The following is a 16,384-nucleotide window of genomic DNA, read 5'->3' on the forward strand; positions in this document are numbered from 1 at the left end:
AGGTCAAAAGTTCCGCACCATGGTGGAGAACCTCCACCGGTTGTGGGTCATGGAGCCCGACGAGCCCAATTCGTGGTGGAGATCTCCCCGGACGACCCCCACGGCTGACGTCAGACGTCGGCGGGTGCGAGAACGATGTCGAACCGGGTCCGCGTCCAAGACCGGCCGTCGAGGTCGCGGCCGTCCGGGGTGGCCGTGCCCGCTTCCTGCAGCTCGAACTTCTTGATCAGCGATTCCTTGACGCCGAACACGCTGTCACCGATCTCGATCTGCTTGTCGCCTTCCACGAAGATGTGCGTGACCAGAGTGCGCAGGCCGTTCGCGACGACCATGAAGTGCAGGTGGGAGGCGCGGTATGGTGACCTGCCGACCGACTGCAGGAGTTTGCCGACCGGGCCGTCGTGCGGAATGGGGTAGGGCACCGGGGTGAGTGCCCAGAACCGGTACTCGCCGTTCGCGTCGGAGTGGAGGCGCGCCCGCCCGCCGACGCGCCCGTCGCGGTGCTGGACGTCATAGAAGCCGTCCTCGTCGCATTCCCATACGTCGATGCGGGCGTGGGGCACGGGGTTCCCGTCGGTGTCGGTGACGGTGCCCTCGACCCAGCACGGCTGTCCTTCGGCGTTGCCGGCGATGTCGCCACCCAGCGGGATTTCTGGTGCGTCGTCGACGAAGAAGGGGCCGAACACGGTGGCTTCGGTGGCGTTCTTGTAGGCCGTGTTGTTGACTGCGATCGTCTGCATGGATGCGCCGAAGACGTCGGACAGGAGCACGAACTCCTGCCTTTTGTCGTCGGTGATGTGTCCCACCTGAGTGAGGAATTCGATCGCGGCGTTCCACTCCGGCTCGGTCAGGCGCACGTCGCGGATGAACGCGTGCAGGTGCCGGGTCAGCGACTGCAGTACCTGCTTGAGACGGGGGTCCGGCGTGCCCTCGAACGAAGCGACCACGGTTTCGACGATGTGCTGTTCGACGGCGCTCTGCTCGATGCTCACCATTGGTCCTTTCCTGCGTGCGCGGCGCGCAGCAGCTCTTCGAGGCTTTCCCGGTCCACCGTGCGCGGGTTGGAGTCCGGGACGACGGGCAAGATCAGATCGGCTGCCTCAGGGATGTTCTCCTCGGCCATGCCGCAGTCCTTCAACGCTCGTGGCGCGTCGAGCGCGGCTCGCAGGGTGTTGAGGCCTTCGACGGCCGTGGCGGCACCGAAGGCCGCGGCGATTCGCTTTTCCGACTCCGGCGCGGCTTGGGCGTTGAAGGCGAGCACGTAGGGCAGCACGACGGCGTGGGTCTGGGCGTGCGGCAGGTCGTAGGCGCCACCGAGCACGTGGCAGATCTTGTGGTGCAGCCCGGAGCCGGCGGAGGCGAACGCGACGGCGGAAAGATAAGCCCCGTAAAGGGTGTTCTCCCTGCCGGTCAAGTTCCGCGGATCTGCCTTGATCACGGCTAGCCCCTCCGCGAGCGCACGAATGCCTTCGGCGGCGAGCACCTGGTTGATCGGGTCTGTGCGCGGGGCCCACATCGAGTCGACGCAGTGCGCCATGCCGTTGAGCCCGGACGCGATGGACAGGTCCACCGGCAACGAGAGCGTGAGGGCCGCGTCGTAGATCACGGTGGTGGGCAACACCTTGTCGTCGACCCCGGTGGTTTTGCGTGCGGATTCAGTGATTCCCCACACGTTGGTGGCTTCCGAGCCCGCGTACGTTGTCGGCACGGCGACGATGGGCAACCCGGTGGTCATCGCGACGGCTTTGGCCAGCCCGGTCGTGGATCCGCCGCCCACGCTGACGACGAGGTCCACGTCGTGTTCGGCGGCGACCGAGCGCGCGTGCTCCGCTTTCGCGATCGGCACGTGGGGAGCGACGTCGTCGTGCCACACTCCGGTTTCGATCCCCGCGGTGACGGCCTCGGCGATGGGCGCTTCGTGGCGTGAGGCGATGACCATGACGCGCTTGGCGCCCAGTCGATCAACTTCTGCGACGAGGTTGTCGGCGGCGCGGTTGGTGCCGAACCGCACCCGCTGCCCGAGGGTGACGTGGTCGAATTCCATCGCGATCTCGCTTCTTGGTGGAGTCCATCGAGGACGGTGTCGAGGTGTGCTTGTGCTTGCCGCGCCGGATGCGGTCACTTCGTTGTCGATCCGTACGCACCGTCCGATCAGGTGGCTCCCGGCTCGCCCGGCAACGCCATCAACTCACCCCGCTGTCGCTCCGGACCGGGTTGGTGAACCAACTCCGCGTGCGCCGGCCCGAGGCCGCGACCGACCTCCAGTCGAGCAGCGTTTCGCAGCGACATCGCACAAGCCTGACATAGAACTCATAATTGAGGAAGTCCTCAGTGTCGAGAAATCGCTCACTTGAGGAGTGTGCGCCAGGAGTTGGCTTGCCGTAGCGTGGGGCCGTGCCCGCTTCCTCTGTGCCGGACTCCTCGCGGCAGCAGCGGCGCCGCGAACAGACGCGTGCCCGGCTGATCGCCGCGGCCAAGAACCTAGTGGCCGTGCACGGGGTCGACGGTGTGGGGTTGTCGGAGATCACCGAAGCGGCGGACCTCGGCGCCGGCACGTTTTACAACTACTTCCGATCGCGCGACGACATCGTGGAGGCGGTGGTCGAGGAGTCCATCGAGTCGGTCGGTGCGCGGCTCGACAAACTCACCGCGTCCCTGTCCGACCCGGCCGAAGTGTTTTCGTTCTCCTTGCGCCATCTGGTCCGCCAGGCCGTCACCGATCCGGTGTGGGGCTGGTTCGTCGTCCGGCTCGGCGTGGCCCACCCGAAGCTCCTTGCGATCCTGGGACCGCGCTGCGCGCGCGATCTTCGCCAGGGGGTGGACAGCGGCCGCTTCACCATTCCCGACATCGAGCTGGCCACCGCGTGTGTCTTCGGCGCGCTCCTGTCAACCCTCCGCTACACCCTGTCCAGGGAGAGCGCGGCCCACGTGGAAGAAACCTTCGCGCAGACCATGCTCGGCATGGTCGGCGTGCCGGCCGACGAAGCCTGGGACGTCGCGTCCCGGGAGTTACCGGACCTCCCCGGTGCGGAGTGAGGCTCAGCTCTCCACCATATCGGCGTTAGGATCGACGCTCATTGCCACTCGGCTAGTGGGTCGGTATGGTTGCGGACCGAGGTGAAGGCGACCGCGCGCGCGGTGCGGCCGGAATCGACAGGGGGAGGGTGCGTGTCCCAGGACTTCGCCGACCGGATCGTCGCCGCGCGGGCTCCGCGCCGGGAGACGAAGTCCCTGATCTACCAGCACGCCCTCCGGCTTTTCGCCGAGCGCGGGTACGCGCGCACCAGCCTGCGCGACATCGCGGAGGCGGTGGGGCTGGAGGTGCCCAGCCTCTATACGCACATCGCGTCGAAGCAGTCGCTGCTGTTCGACCTGATGGAGTTCGGCAACAGTGAACTGCTGGCACGCCTCGAGGCTGCTGTCGCCGCTGTTCCCGGCGACCGCCCGCTGGACCAGTTGTACGTCCTGGTCCGGGAAAACGTCATCTCACACTGTCGTCATCGCGACCAGACCAAGGTGGTCTTCACCGAGATCCGCGAGCTCGCCGACCGGCAGAGGCCCCGGATACTGTCCTTGCGCCGCAGCATCGAAGACCTCTTCCGCGACACCATCGGCCGCGCCGTGGACGCGGGTTCCGCCCGGGAGGTCGACGTGACCGTCACGGCCTTCGGCGTGCTGGCCATCGGCCGTGGCGCCGCGACGTGGTACCACGACGACGGCGAGCTGACCCCCGAGGACATCGGGGATCTTTATGCCGAGCAGGTGGTGCGCGGCATCCTCGCGCCGAAGCTGGCGGCGAAATGGAGCCGGCCGCAGCTCTGACGGGCGCGGCCTCCCGGTCCGCTTCCCGCCACGGCGAAGACACCACCCGTCTCGCCGGGCGATGACTCCTGCCCGCTGGATCGCTCCCCGTGCTGCCCGGGGAAGCAACTCTTGTCACTGGTTCCGACGCTCTGTTAGTGTCGTCCTAACAGTCGTTAGGAAAAATCCTAGAAATGAGTCGGATTGGACGGGTGTCGATGGACGGCAGTGGTCTGCCCAAGTACGGCGAGCTGCCCAAGGCAGGCGCCACCGACGTGCGGCACGCCTGGGACGTGTTCGGTCCCGGCGACGACCTCGGCACTCTGAACCTGCTGACGGACGCCAGGGTCGCCGCGGCCGCCGCCGAGATCCGCACCGGGACGCGGATCGGGCTGCAGCTGCCGGCGGAGCTGCCGGACCCGCCGTTCTACGGCCGCGAAGCCTTGCAGCACAAGCAGTTCCAGACCGGACGGAATGGCTGGGACGACCGGCTGGATGCCTTCCACCCGCAGGGATCGACGCAGTGGGACGGTTTCCGGCACGTGCGGTTCCGTGAGTTCGGCTTCTACGGCGGGCAGACCGCGGATCCGCCGGAACTGGGCGAGCGGCTGGGCATCCAGCACTGGGCCAAGGCGGGGATCGTCGGCCGCGGGGTGCTGCTGGACGTGCGCCGATGGCTCGAACACCAAGGGAGCCCGCCGTCCGCGTTCACGGGCCGGAGCGTTTCCGCGGAGGAGTTGCGGCGGGTCGCGGATTGGCAGGATGTGGCGGTTCGGCCGGGTGACGTGCTGTGCGTGCGTACCGGATGGATCGGCGAGTACCGGGCGCTGGACCGGAAAGCCAGGGAAGAGGTCGCCGCCGGTGGTCGTCCGTCGGCTACCGGACTGGCGGCGGGCGAGGAGATGGCGGAGCAGCTGTGGGACTGGCACGTGGCCGCGGTCGCGTGCGACAACCCCGCTGTCGAGGTGGCGCCCGGTGATCCCTCGGTAGGCAGTCTCCACCGCAGAGCCCTTGCTGCGCTCGGCATCCCACTGGGGGAGCTGTTCGACTTCGACGCGCTCGCCGATGCCTGCGCGGAAGACGGCAGGTGGAGCTTCTTCTTCTTGTCCGTGCCCCTGTCGATCTCGGGCGCCGCAGGGTCCCCCGCCGCGCCGGTCGCCGTCCGCTGAGCTGAAACAGGAGTGTGCTGTGCAACGTTCGCTGGTGTTGTCCACCAACGCTTTCCGGCCGCTGATCGAGGTGGCCCGTCAGGCGGAGGCCGCGGGGTTCCACCGGTTGTGGACCACCGAGTCGACCCCGCGGGACGCGCTCGTGCGGGCGGTCACGCTGGGCCTGCACACGGAGCGAATCAAGGTGGCCACGGGAATCTCCTACGCCTTCACGCGTGCCCCGCTGGCGATGGCGGCCGCGGCGGCGGACGCGCACATTGCGACCGGCGGCCGATTCTCCCTCGGGCTCGGCGCGGGCACGAAAGGCATGCGCACCCGGCGATACGGCATCCACGACTTCGACCACCCAGGGCCGCGGCTGGCCGACTACGTGCGGCTGCTCCGTGCCGCGTGGTCGGCCGAGAGCGGACTGTCCTACAACGGGCCGTTCTACCAGGCGAGCGTGCCGACGCCACTGGTGTCCGGTGAGCTGCAGGAGCTGCCGCCGCTGGAGGTGTTCGGCTCCGGGGTCAATCGGAGGATGCTGCAGGACTCGGCGGCCAGCTGCGATGGCGTCGCGTTACACCCGCTGGTGTCCTACCTCCCCTATCTGGACCGAGTGGCTCGACCGGCGCTCGGCGAAAAAACGCAGATCGCGGCGTGGCGGGTGACGTCAGTGCACGAGGACGCCGGCGAGGCCAGGGAACTGGCGCGCCGCAACCTCGCGTTCTACTTCACCACCCCCAGCTACGCGCCGGTCGTCGAAGGCGGGCGCTGGGCGAAGACGGTGACCACGATTCGCGACACCTTCCGCGCCGAGCCCACGTTGTCCTGGCAGGAGCTGGCCGCACACGTGCCAGACGAGATGGTCGAGGACTTCTGCCTCACCGGGACGCCCGCGGACATCGACCAGCGGGCCCGCGAGCTGGAGAACGACCTCGCCGAACGCGGCGTGCACGAGCTGGTGTTCCAGATCGCCGGAATCGGGCTCGCGGCTGATGAATTCGTCGACGCGTGCCGACGGTTGCTCGACGCGCTGGCGCCAGGGGGTGCGCGCGCATGACCGACTTCCGTGCCGAAGTGAAGAAATGGCTGGCGGAAAACGTGCCCGCCGACCTGGACCGGGAGGACGTCACGGTACGTCGCGACTGGGATCGCAAGCTTTACGAAGCCGGATATGCCGGGCTGTCATGGCCGACGCAGCACGGCGGCCGGGGACTCGGGCCGCGTGAGGAGTTCGTCTTCCACGAGGAAGCGGCACTCGCGGGCGCGCCGGAGGGGTACGGCCGGGTCGGGCGCCTGCTGACCGGGCCGCTGCTGATGAAGCACGGTACCGACGAGCAGATGAGTCGTTTCCTGCCGCCGATCCTGTCGGGCGAGGAGATCTGGTGTCAGGGGTTTTCGGAACCGGAAGCGGGCTCGGACCTCGCGAACATCAAGACGACCGCCACCCGGGAAGGCGATGAGTACCGGATCAACGGCCACAAGATCTGGACCTCGTTCGGCGACAACGCCGATCTCTGCCTGCTGCTGGCCAGGACGTCGCCGACGGAGCGGCGTCACCACAACCTCGGCATGTTCCTGCTGGACATGCGTCAGCCCGGAGTCGAGGTTCGCCCGATCCGGCAGATCACCGGCGGGTCGCGATTTTCCGAGCTGTACTTCACCGACGCTGTCGTGCACGAACGGTCGCGCGTCGGCGGCGAGCACGACGGATGGAAGATGGCGATGGCCGTGCTGACCGAGGAACGCGGTCCGGCTGATGCCATCACCCGCTACGTGAGTTACGTCGGCGGTGTTCAACGGCTCGAACGATGTTGCGCCCCGGAGGACCCGCGGGTCAGCGAATTGCGCACGAGGGTTGAGCTCATCCGATGGCACGCGCTCCGCGCGCTGGAACCGGGAGAACCGCGGAAGGCTGAGGTGAACGCGGTGTTCAAACTGTTGTGGAGCCAAACCTGGCAGGACCTCGCGGGATTCGGGGTGTCACTGAGCTGCCCGGAGCACGAGGACTACTGGCGGCATCAGTATCTGGAAAGCCGAGGGGCCACCATCTACTCGGGCACGTCCCAGATCCAGCGGAACATGATCGGCGAGCGCTTGCTGGGGCTGCCGCGATGACGGACATCGCCCCGAGCGCAGACGGCACCGAAGCCGCGCGGGCACTCGACGAACTGTTCACCCGCATCACCAAGGGTGAGTCCATCACTCGTTATGTGGAGCGGGACGTCGACTGGACAGCTGTCCAAGAGGGACAGTGGGACCGGCTCGGCGTGCCGGAGGACGAGGGCGGGTTCGGGCTGTCCCTGCGCGATCTCGTCGCGGTAGCCGCTGTCATCGGCGCTCACGCTGTGCCCCTGGCGCTCACCACGACACTCGCTCTGCGGTCGCTGGCTCCCGGCGAAGAACCGGTCACTGTCGTCGTCCCGCGCCGGACGCGGCCGGACCGGGGCCGTGTCCCGTTCGGACACAGCGCTACTCCGATCGGCTCGGGGAAAGTCTCGGGGGAGCCCGACGAGTTCGCGCCCACCCTCGATGTGGTGGTGACCGCGGAGCCGGCGACCGAACTCACGGCAGAGACACGACACCACCTGGCCACACTGTGGGCCGCTGAGTGCACCGGTGCCGCGCGGGTCCTCGTCAAGGGCGCCAGGGACTACGCGCTGCGGCGGACCCAGTTCGGCCGCCCTCTCGGCGCGTTCCAAGCCGTGAAACACCTGCTGGCCGACGCGACGCTGGCGCTCGCCGAGGCGGACACCGCGCTCGTCATCGCCGCCAACAACAGCGACGCCAGTGCGATCCGCTGGGCGCAGGCTCGCTGCGTCCTCGCCTCCGAGATCGCCACCCAGGCCTACGGCGGGATCGGCATCACCTGGGAACTGGGCGCGCACCTGCGGACCCGCCACATCCTCATGCTCCGAGACCTGACCGAAGACCTACTCACGACGAGGAAGCCGTGATGTCCCTCATCGAACTGCAGCGCGGAGACGACGGTGTCGCCGAACTGCTCCTCAACCGGCCCGAGAAGCTCAACGCGTTCAACACCGAGATGCTGGACGCCTTTTCCGACACCATCGACGACCTGACCGGCGACGAGTCAGTCCGCTGCGTGATCCTGCGCGGCGAAGGCCGGGCCTTCAGTGTGGGTTACGACGTGCAGCGGTCCGGGGACAAGGCGGCCGCGCACCGTTCCGCCTACTCCGACTGGACCCGGCTGAAGCGCAACCTCGACCGCTGGCTCGCGCTGTGGGATCTGGACAAACCAGTGATCGCAGCAGTGCATGGCCACTGCATCGGCGGGGCGTCGATGCTGTGCGTGTGCGCGGACATCACCATCGTTGCCGAAGACGCCTCTGTCGCTTGGCCCAGCGTGCCCCTCGGCGGTGGGCTCCTCGGCCCCGTCAGCCTGTGGCTCACCGGCATGAAGCGGGCACGCGAACTGTCCTACATCGCCGGTAGTTCGATGACGGGCACTGAGGCGGCTGACCTCGGCTGGGCGAATCGCGCGGTGCCCGCGGACCGGCTGCTCGAGGACGCTCGCGACACCGCCAGGAAGATCGCACGAATGCCGGCCTCGTTGCTACGGCTGAAGAAGCTCGCGTTGAACAGGGTCATGGAGACCCAGGGGTTCCGCACCGCGTTCCAGTTCGGGGCGGAATGGGACGCCATCGCCCACACCACCCCGGAGAACGAGGCGATGTCCGAGCAGATCCGGCAGCGCGGGCTCAAGGGCGCGATCGCCTGGTTCAACGAGGGCGGTTCGATCGAGGTCGCGGGCCAGTCCGCCACCGACGGATATCTCTGAGAGCGAAGGAAGATACACATGCCAGAAGAGTCACTGTGGCACTGGATCGACGGCGAGCGGTATTCCGGTGCGCAGGCGCGGACCGCACCGGTGACCGACCCGGCCCGGGGAAAAGTGATCCGTCACGTGCCCTTGGCCTCGCCGGACGAAGTCGCCCGCGCGGTCGACTCGGCACGCCGGGCGTTCGAGTCGTGGTCTGCGACATCGCTCTCCCGTCGCACCAGGGTCTTGTTCCGCTTCCGGGAGCTCCTTGAACGGTCGGTCGACCGCGTGGCGGCGCTCATAACGGAAGAAAACGGCAAAACGCTCGACGACGCCAGGGGAGAGATCCAGCGTGGCCTCGAGGTCGTCGAGTTCGCAGCCGGTGTGCCGACTCACCTGCTCGGGGGCCATTCGGACGAAGTGAGTACCGGTGTCGAAGCCTTTTCCGTGCGCGAGCCACTGGGTGTGATCGCGAGCATCAGCCCGTTCAACTTCCCGGCGATGGTGCCGTTGTGGACACACCCGGTCGCCATCGCGACCGGGAACACCGTGGTCCTCAAACCGAGCGAGCGGGTCCCCTCGGCCGCTCTGGTGCTGGCACAGCTCTGGCAGGAAGCCGGCCTGCCGGACGGGGTGTTCAACGTCGTACACGGTGACCGCACCGCGGTCGAAGCCCTGGTGACTCATCCCGATGTCGCGGGGGTCTCGTTCGTCGGGTCCACGCCGGCCGCCCGCCACGTCGCGCAGATCGCCGGAGCAGAGGGCAAACGGGTCCAGGCGCTCGGGGGCGCGAAGAACCACGCGGTCGTCCTCCCTGACGCGGATCTCGCCGCGGCGGCCGACCACCTGACCGCAGCTGCCTGCGGATCAGCGGGACAGCGATGTATGGCCGTCTCCGTGGCTATCGCCGTCGGAGGATGCGCCGACGAGCTCGCGGATCTCCTGCAGCAGCGGATGCGCGCGGTCGTCGTCGGACCCGGTCACGCCGCGGGCAGCCAGATAGGACCGTTGATCAGCGCCGAGGCGCGGGACCGCGTTGTCCGCGCCGTCGCAGCGGCACCCGGTCAGGGCGCCAAGATTCTCCTCGACGGCCGCGAGACGACGGACATCGACCGGGAAGGGTACTTTTTCGGCCCCACTCTTGTCGACCACGTCACCGAAGCCGCGGACGTCTACCGCGAAGAGCTCTTCGGCCCGGTGCTCTGCCTTGTCCGGACCGAGACCCTCGACGACGCGATCGACTTGATCAACCGGAACCCCTACGGCAACGGGACAGCGATCTTCACCGGTTCCGGTGCGGCCGCGCACCGGTTCCGGCGCCGTGTCCATGTCGGCATGATCGGCGTGAACGTTCCCATCCCCGTGCCGGTGGCCTACTACTCCTTCGGTGGATGGAACGACTCCCTCTTCGGCGAGCACAAGGTGTACGGCCCTGACGGGATTCGTTTCTACACCAGGGAAAAGGCGATCACCCAGCGCTGGTTCGACGCGCCGGCCGTTTACCACTTCCCGACTTCGTCCTGATGACGCCATCGTGAGGAATATCAGATGAACACCCTGAGCCCGGATGCGATGACGAAGCTGCTCGCGCCCCGTTCGGTCGCGGTGGTCGGTGCGTCGGAGCGGAACTTCTACGGGCGCCGCGTGCTGCGGAACCTGCGTGAGCATGGCTTCGCCGGGGAGATCTACGCGGTCAACCCGCGTGCGGCCGAGGTCGACGGAATCGCGTCCTATCCGAGCCTCCGGGATACGCCTCCGGTCGATGTCGCGGTTGTCGTCACTCCGGCGAAGGCGGTACCCGGGATCGCGGCAGACGCCGCGGCGGCGGGCGTGACCGGCATGGTCGTGCTGTCGACCGGCTTCGGTGAGGCAGGCGATGACGGCCGCGCGTTGGAAGACGCGCTGTTGACCGCGGCGCGGGACGCGGGAATCGTGGTCGTCGGACCGAACACGATCGGTGCCTACGGCGTCGGGTCCGGGTTCTGCGCGATCGGTGCGCCGATGCCGTGGGACGTGCGGCCCGGTCCGGTCGGGCTGGTGATGCAGAGCGGCGGCTTGATGGTCGGCAGCCTGGCCGCGCTCGCCGAGGCCGGGGTCGGTGTCGCTGCCGCTGTGTCCGTCGGCAATGCGCACGGTACCGACGCGGCCGACTGGATCGCCGCGCTGGCGCGGGACCCCGAGGTCGAGGTCATCGGCCTGCTGCTGGAAACCCTGCCCGAATGGGGTCGGTTCCGCGCCGCCGTCGACCTCGCCCGCCGCGAAGGTAAACGCTTGTACGCGGTCAAGGTCGGCAAGTCCGAGCAGGGTCGCCAGGCCGCGGCCACGCACACCGGTGCGCTGGCGGGCGACCATCGTGTGGTCGCCGACCTGCTGGCACAGTTGGACATCCGTGAAGCCCGAACGCTCGATGGTTTGCTTCTCGCGCTGCAGCTGGAAAGCGCCGCAGGTCCTCCTCGCGGCACCAACGTCGGTGTGGTCGCGGCATCCGGGGGAGCGGTCGGCAACTTCGCGGATCTGGCCGAGGCGCACGGTGTCCGGCTCGACCCGTTCGCCCCGGGCACCCAGGACGCGCTGCTCGCGGCCATCGGGACCGCGGCCAATCCGCTCGATGTCGGCGGGCAGGCGCTGTCCGATCCCGGACTGCTGAGCAAGACGCTCGACACCGTGCTCACCGACGAGCAGGTAGCCGTCGGTGCTTACCTGCCGTCACTGGGACTGCCGGGAACAGAGCTCGTCGAGCATCGTGGCCAACTGTCCATCGTGGCGTCCGCGGCCCAGGCGCGGAGGATACCGGTCATCGCCACGCAGCTCACCCACTCGCCAGGTACGGCTTCTGTGCTGCAGTGGCGCAGCGAGCACCCGATGCTCGTCGTGTCACCCTCGGCGGACGCCGCTCTCGATGGCCTGGCCGCCTGGCTGCGGCAACCCCCGGCTGCGGTCGCCGAACCGTTGGTATCCGCGTCCGCGGACCTGGCGAGCGAGTGGGAAATCAAGCAGCTGCTCCGCGAGGCCGGGCTCCCGGTTCCCGCCGCGACGGTCTTCGAACCGGCCGGTGAGGTGCCGGAAATCGACCGGTTTCCCGTGGTGGCCAAGGGAATGAGCCCTGGTGTTCTGCACAAGTCCGCGGCCGGTCTCGTCGTGCTGCCGATCGACGACGCAGCCGGGCTCATCGCCGCGCGGGACCGGCTCGTCGGGACGGCCGCCGCGGCCGGGCTCGACCTCACCGCGATCCTGGTCGAAGAACTGGCTTCGGAAGGCACGGACCTGTTCGTCAGCATCACCAGGCAGCCGATGGGCACCGTGCTCGCCCTTGGGCGCGGTGGCACGGACGTGGAAGAACGGAACGCGGTCCGGTTCCTCGGCGTACCCGCCGACCGCACCGAGATCGAGCACGCACTGCGGAGCCTTGGACTGACCGGCGAAGAACGATTGCACGTCCTGCTCGACGGTCTCCTCGAGTTCTTCGCTGGGCACGACTGGTCCACTTTGGAGCTGAATCCCGTCCGGCTGCACCCCGGTGGTGCTTCGGTGCTGGACGCGGTAGCCATCCCCTGACACTCCACCGGAGAAGAGGCGCTGTCATGGACGACGTTGTCCAGCCCGTCGAGCAAATCGTCCCCACCACGTCGAAACGCGCGCGCAGGCGCGTGCTGTGGGCCGGCTTCCTCGGTACCACCATCGAATGGTTCGACTACTACCTCTACGGCTCCGCGGCGGCCGTGGTGTTCAACAAGCTGTTCTTCCCGAGCCTGTCCTCCGTGGTCGGTACGATCGCCGCGTTCGGCACGCTCGGCGCGGGATTCATCGTCCGGCCGCTCGGCGGAATCCTCTACGGACACTTCGGCGACAAGTTCGGCCGCAAACGCGTGCTGGTGTCCAGCGTCTGGCTGATGGGCATCTCCACGGTCGCGGTCGGCCTGCTTCCGACGTACGCGGCTGTGGGGATTGCCGCACCGATCCTGTTGACGTTGCTGCGCCTGCTGCAGGGTCTCGCCGGCGGGGGCGAGTGGGGTGGTGCCGTGCTCATGTCGCTGGAGCACTACTCCGCGAGCCGGTGGCGAGCCGTCGCGGCCAGTGTGCCGCAGATCGGCGTCGGGCTGGGAATCGCACTGGCGACGGCGGCTTTTGCCGCGCTCACCGGGTACTTCGACGACGCGGCGTTGTTCGGCTGGGCGTGGCGCATCCCGTTCCTCGCGTCCAGTGTGCTCGTGGCGGTGGCGATCTGGATCCGGCTCGGCATCGACGAGAGCCCCATCTTCAAGGCGGTGCAGGAGAAGCGGCGGCAGGCGAAGGAGAAGGAACGTCTGCCTATCATCGAGGTGTTCCGCAAGCACCCCGGCACGCTCGGGATCGGCATTCTGCTCGTGATCGGCCCGTACACGGCCAAGACGATCCTCAACTCCTTCGGCCCGGCCTACGCCGTCGAGGTGGGGTTCAGCCGTTCGACCGCGCTCGGCGTCGCCTCGGCTACCGCCTTGCTGTCTCTGCCGATCTTGCCGCTGGCGGCGATGTGGTCGGAGTCGATCGGCCGCAAGAAGGTCTACATTCTGGGCGCCGCGCTCACCGGGATCGCCTCGTTCGTCACGTTCTGGCTGGTCAACACCGGAAGCGTGCGGTGGCTCGTCATCGGTTACCTGATCTTCACCGCGGTCCACCCCGTCGTCTACGGCGTGCAGTCCAGCTTCCTCGCCGAGCTGTTCGGTGTGAAAACCCGTTACACGGGAACGTCATTCGCCTACCACGTCGGCGGCGTCGTCGGCGGCGGATTCGGCCCCGCGATCGCCGCGTCGCTGCTCGCGCTGAGCGGCGGTGCCCCGAACAACGTGCTGTTCTCCGGATTCATGGCCCTGTGCTGCGTGGCCAGCGTGGTCGCGGCGGTGCTGGCGAAGGAGACCCGCGGACGCGATCTGACCGAGGAATAGGCCCAAGCCCCTGTCGTTGACGCGCTGGGCGGGGTGTCAACCTCTGCAACAGGCATGGGAGTTCCTGCTGACGAGGGCCTGACCGCCCACCGCGCGGCGGGCCACCCCGGCCGCCGGGGTAGGGGTCGCACCCGTTGCGCTGGTTGTCCGACCTGCTGCGTGGACCGGCCGCCATCCTCGGGCCACGCGGCACCTGGTGGTCTGGCCTGGTGGTGTGGGCGATCGACGGCAACGTGGTCATCGCCGACGCGGTGACACCCGACCTGGGAGCGATCCGGACCGCGCCAGCTTCTCCATCACCCGGCAGTCCGCCCGGGCCAACTCGTCCGGGCCGGAAACGTGATCGCCAGCAGCGCCATCGACCTGGCCGGCACCACCCTTGACCAGCTCCGCAACCGCACAACTACCGGGTCTTGAGAATGGTCCTACAGGTCGCGCGTTTCGCCGCTGTAGAAGATCAGCGGCGAAACGCCGTGGTGGCGCTGGAGTTTCTCCACGCGCAGAAGGACGACATCGTGGTCACCGGCGCGCATTACGTCGTGCGGCGAGCACTCGAACCACGCTGCCGCCCCGTCCAGGAGAACGGCGTCGTCGTCGGTCACGGTCAGCCCGACGCCGGCGAAGCGGTCTTCGGTCTTCGACGCGAGACGGCGGCAGAGCGATCCCTGCCCGGCACCCAGCACCGACAGGCCGACGCGTGGCCGCCCGGCGAGGACCGGCCAGGTCGTCGACGTGTGCTGTACGCACACGGAAACCAGCGGCGGAGCCAGCGACACCGTGGTGAAACTGCTCATCGCCAAACCCACCGGGGTGCCGTTGACGGCCGCGCACACCGCGACCACGCCGGTGGGGAACGCCCCGTAGGCGTCGCGCAGCCCAGCGGCGGTCAGTCCTGCTGTCACGCCGCCCGACGCTAGCCCAGCCTCGCCCGCGCGGTGATCCGTTCCACGACAGTCCTACCCGCTCAGCGACAAGAAATCGTTGTCGCTTAGTGGATCGTCGTGACGCCGAGTGGATCGGCCCCGCACCGCCTCCGATCTAACGTGATCTCGACACCCCTAGTCACTCGGAGGTTTGGGCTCATGGGCGCGCTCAGCGACGACGCAGGCACTCTCAAATTCGTGCACACCTACGGGGTCGGGCTGCACTCGTCCGAAACCGAACCGGATGTGCACGACCCGGGCTGGCAACGTCTCCAGATCGAGGAGTTCGTCGATTTCGCGGTGTACGCCGAGGAACTCGGGTTCGACGGGATCACCGTGACCGAGCACCACGCCCCGCTGATGACGTGCCCGTCTCCGCATCTGCTGCTGGCCGCGGCCGCGATGAGGACGAACCGGATCCGGCTGGGCACCGCGGTGACGGTCCTGCCGTTGTACAGCCCGATCCGGGTCGCGGAGGAGGCCGGGACGCTGGACCTGCTGAGCGGCGGCCGGTTCGAACTCGGGCTCGGACGGGGCATCCCCGGTGAGGCGCAGATCGCCGTCGGCCGCGAGCTGACCGATGAGGAACTCAAGCAGGCATGGGTGGAAGGCCTCGAGGTCGTCAACCTCGCCCTGACCGAGCGGGACTTCACCTACGACGGCAAGTTCTTCCCGGTCACGCGGCCCACCACGATCGCTACCCGCCCCTTGCAGGACAAGTTGCCGGTGTGGCTGGGCGGCGCCAGCAAGGAGACGATGGGGCTGGCAGGTGCGCACGGCTGGAACGTGATGCGCAACTTCGGCAGCGACCAGGACCACCGGGACGCGCTGGAACACTACGTCAAGGTCGCCGCGGACCACGGGTACACCCGCTCGGGCGGGAACATGATGCTGGAACGGTTCGTGGCCATCGGCGAGACCGAGGACCAGGCCGAGGAAAACCTCGGGAAGCTGGTGCATTCCTTCGGGCAGTTCCTGTCGTTGTTCACCGCCGGCGGACGCCGGGTGGTCCCCGAGACCGACGGCGAGTTCGCCGTCGACAAGAAGAAGAACCGGCCCGCGATGGCGATTTCCGGTACTCCGGCCCAGATCGTGGACGCGCTGCAGGAGACCATCGACGCGACCGGTGCCCGTCGCGTGCTCGTCGAAACCTTCACCCGCGAGGAAGCGCGCTTGTTCGCCCGTGAGGTGATCCCGGTCCTGAAGGAGCGAAATGCCACAGCCGGCTGACGCCGCGGTCCGCCTCGCCGACCAGGGCTACTTCTGGCTGGGGGTGAACTACGAGCAACGCGACGGCCAGACCGTCGTCGATGGCAGCCAGCTCTACGTCGAGTACCAGAAACCGGAGGAACAGACCCAGCCTTACCCGGTGGTGCTGATCCACGGCGGTGGCGGGCAGGGCCTGGACTGGCTGGGCACGCCCGACGGCCGTCCCGGCTGGCGCACTCTGCTCGTCCAGAGGGGGTACGCGGTCTACGTCGTCGACCGGCCGGGGCACGGCCGCTCACCGGTCCGGTGGAACGGCGCCACGTCCGGTCTGGCCCCCTCCGTGGAGAGCCTCGGTCGGCTCTTCTCCGGGGCCGGCAATCGCGCGCACACGCAGTGGCCGGGCGGGGATGGAGTGCTGGCCCAGTTGCTCGCGTCCCAGGTCGCGGTTCCCGATGACCTCGCGGCCGACCACGCGGTGATGCGCCGGCGTGGCGGGGAACTGCTCGACCGTATCGGGCCGTCGATCGTGATGACCAATTCCGCCGGCGGTCCGTCCGGCTGGCTGATGGCGGACGAACGGCCCGGGCTCGTCCG

The 16,384-nt window shown here is 68.3% G+C and carries 15 protein-coding genes; 12 read left to right on the top strand and 3 right to left on the bottom strand.

What is annotated here, in order from left to right; all coding sequences use genetic code 11:
• Positions 1–110: 110 nt before the first annotated feature.
• Positions 111–992: a hydroxyquinol 1,2-dioxygenase gene (locus tag FHX82_RS36185; RefSeq protein WP_229880256.1), complete on the bottom strand. Its 882-nt coding sequence runs from the start codon at positions 990–992 to the stop codon at positions 111–113.
• Positions 989–2,122, bottom strand: a complete 1,134-nt coding sequence (locus FHX82_RS36190; protein WP_229880255.1) for a maleylacetate reductase — start codon at positions 2,120–2,122, stop codon at positions 989–991. Before FHX82_RS36190 ends, FHX82_RS36185 begins: the two co-directional genes overlap by 4 nt.
• A 287-nt stretch (positions 2,123–2,409) precedes the next feature.
• Here FHX82_RS36190 and FHX82_RS36195 point away from each other — a divergent pair, with 287 nt between their 5' ends.
• The 10 genes from FHX82_RS36195 (at position 2,410) to FHX82_RS36240 (ending at position 13,658) form a co-directional block, all read left to right on the top strand.
• Positions 2,410–3,036, top strand: coding sequence for a TetR/AcrR family transcriptional regulator (locus FHX82_RS36195; protein ID WP_221216979.1), 627 nt, complete (start codon positions 2,410–2,412; stop codon positions 3,034–3,036).
• A 132-nt stretch (positions 3,037–3,168) separates the two neighbouring features.
• Positions 3,169–3,822 carry a TetR/AcrR family transcriptional regulator gene (locus FHX82_RS36200; protein WP_145933522.1) on the top strand — a complete coding sequence of 218 codons (654 nt, stop codon included), beginning with the start codon at positions 3,169–3,171 and terminating at the stop codon, positions 3,820–3,822.
• A 173-nt stretch (positions 3,823–3,995) separates the two neighbouring features.
• Positions 3,996–4,970, top strand: coding sequence for a cyclase family protein (locus FHX82_RS36205; RefSeq protein ID WP_145933523.1), 975 nt, complete (start codon positions 3,996–3,998; stop codon positions 4,968–4,970).
• A gap of 19 nt (positions 4,971–4,989) precedes the next feature.
• Entirely contained in the window at positions 4,990–6,012 is a 1,023-nt protein-coding gene (locus FHX82_RS36210; protein WP_183177069.1) for an LLM class flavin-dependent oxidoreductase, read from the top strand.
• Positions 6,009–7,070, top strand: coding sequence for an acyl-CoA dehydrogenase family protein (locus FHX82_RS36215; RefSeq protein ID WP_145933525.1), 1,062 nt, complete (start codon positions 6,009–6,011; stop codon positions 7,068–7,070). The genes FHX82_RS36210 and FHX82_RS36215 overlap by 4 nt, the downstream gene beginning before the upstream one ends.
• A complete protein-coding gene (locus FHX82_RS36220) occupies positions 7,067–7,909 on the top strand; it encodes an acyl-CoA dehydrogenase family protein (RefSeq protein WP_145933526.1) in 843 nt (280 codons plus the stop codon). Before FHX82_RS36215 ends, FHX82_RS36220 begins: the two co-directional genes overlap by 4 nt.
• Complete coding sequence (locus tag FHX82_RS36225) at positions 7,909–8,754, top strand: enoyl-CoA hydratase/isomerase family protein (RefSeq protein WP_145933527.1); 846 nt, start codon at positions 7,909–7,911, stop codon at positions 8,752–8,754. The genes FHX82_RS36220 and FHX82_RS36225 overlap by 1 nt, the downstream gene beginning before the upstream one ends.
• An 18-nt stretch (positions 8,755–8,772) precedes the next feature.
• Positions 8,773–10,260: a CoA-acylating methylmalonate-semialdehyde dehydrogenase gene (locus FHX82_RS36230; RefSeq protein WP_145933528.1), complete on the top strand. Its 1,488-nt coding sequence runs from the start codon at positions 8,773–8,775 to the stop codon at positions 10,258–10,260.
• Positions 10,261–10,284: 24 nt separating this feature from the next.
• Complete coding sequence (locus FHX82_RS36235) at positions 10,285–12,291, top strand: CoA-binding protein (RefSeq protein ID WP_145933529.1); 2,007 nt, start codon at positions 10,285–10,287, stop codon at positions 12,289–12,291.
• Positions 12,292–12,317: 26 nt separating this feature from the next.
• Entirely contained in the window at positions 12,318–13,658 is a 1,341-nt protein-coding gene (locus FHX82_RS36240; RefSeq protein WP_145933530.1) for an MFS transporter, read from the top strand.
• Between the two features lie 425 nt (positions 13,659–14,083).
• Here FHX82_RS36240 and FHX82_RS36245 read toward each other — a convergent pair whose 3' ends face one another.
• Positions 14,084–14,560 carry a flavin reductase family protein gene (locus FHX82_RS36245; protein ID WP_145933531.1) on the bottom strand — a complete coding sequence of 159 codons (477 nt, stop codon included), beginning with the start codon at positions 14,558–14,560 and terminating at the stop codon, positions 14,084–14,086.
• A 219-nt stretch (positions 14,561–14,779) separates the two neighbouring features.
• Here FHX82_RS36245 and FHX82_RS36250 point away from each other — a divergent pair, with 219 nt between their 5' ends.
• Complete coding sequence (locus FHX82_RS36250; protein ID WP_183177070.1) at positions 14,780–15,811, top strand: LLM class flavin-dependent oxidoreductase; 1,032 nt, start codon at positions 14,780–14,782, stop codon at positions 15,809–15,811.
• On the top strand, positions 15,795–16,384 hold a 590-nt coding region (locus FHX82_RS36255; protein ID WP_183177071.1), incomplete at its 3' end, for an alpha/beta hydrolase family protein. The genes FHX82_RS36250 and FHX82_RS36255, both read left to right, overlap by 17 nt.

The sequence above is a fragment of the Amycolatopsis bartoniae genome, assembly GCF_014191255.1.
Classification (GTDB): Bacteria; Actinomycetota; Actinomycetes; order Mycobacteriales; family Pseudonocardiaceae; genus Amycolatopsis_E; species Amycolatopsis_E bartoniae.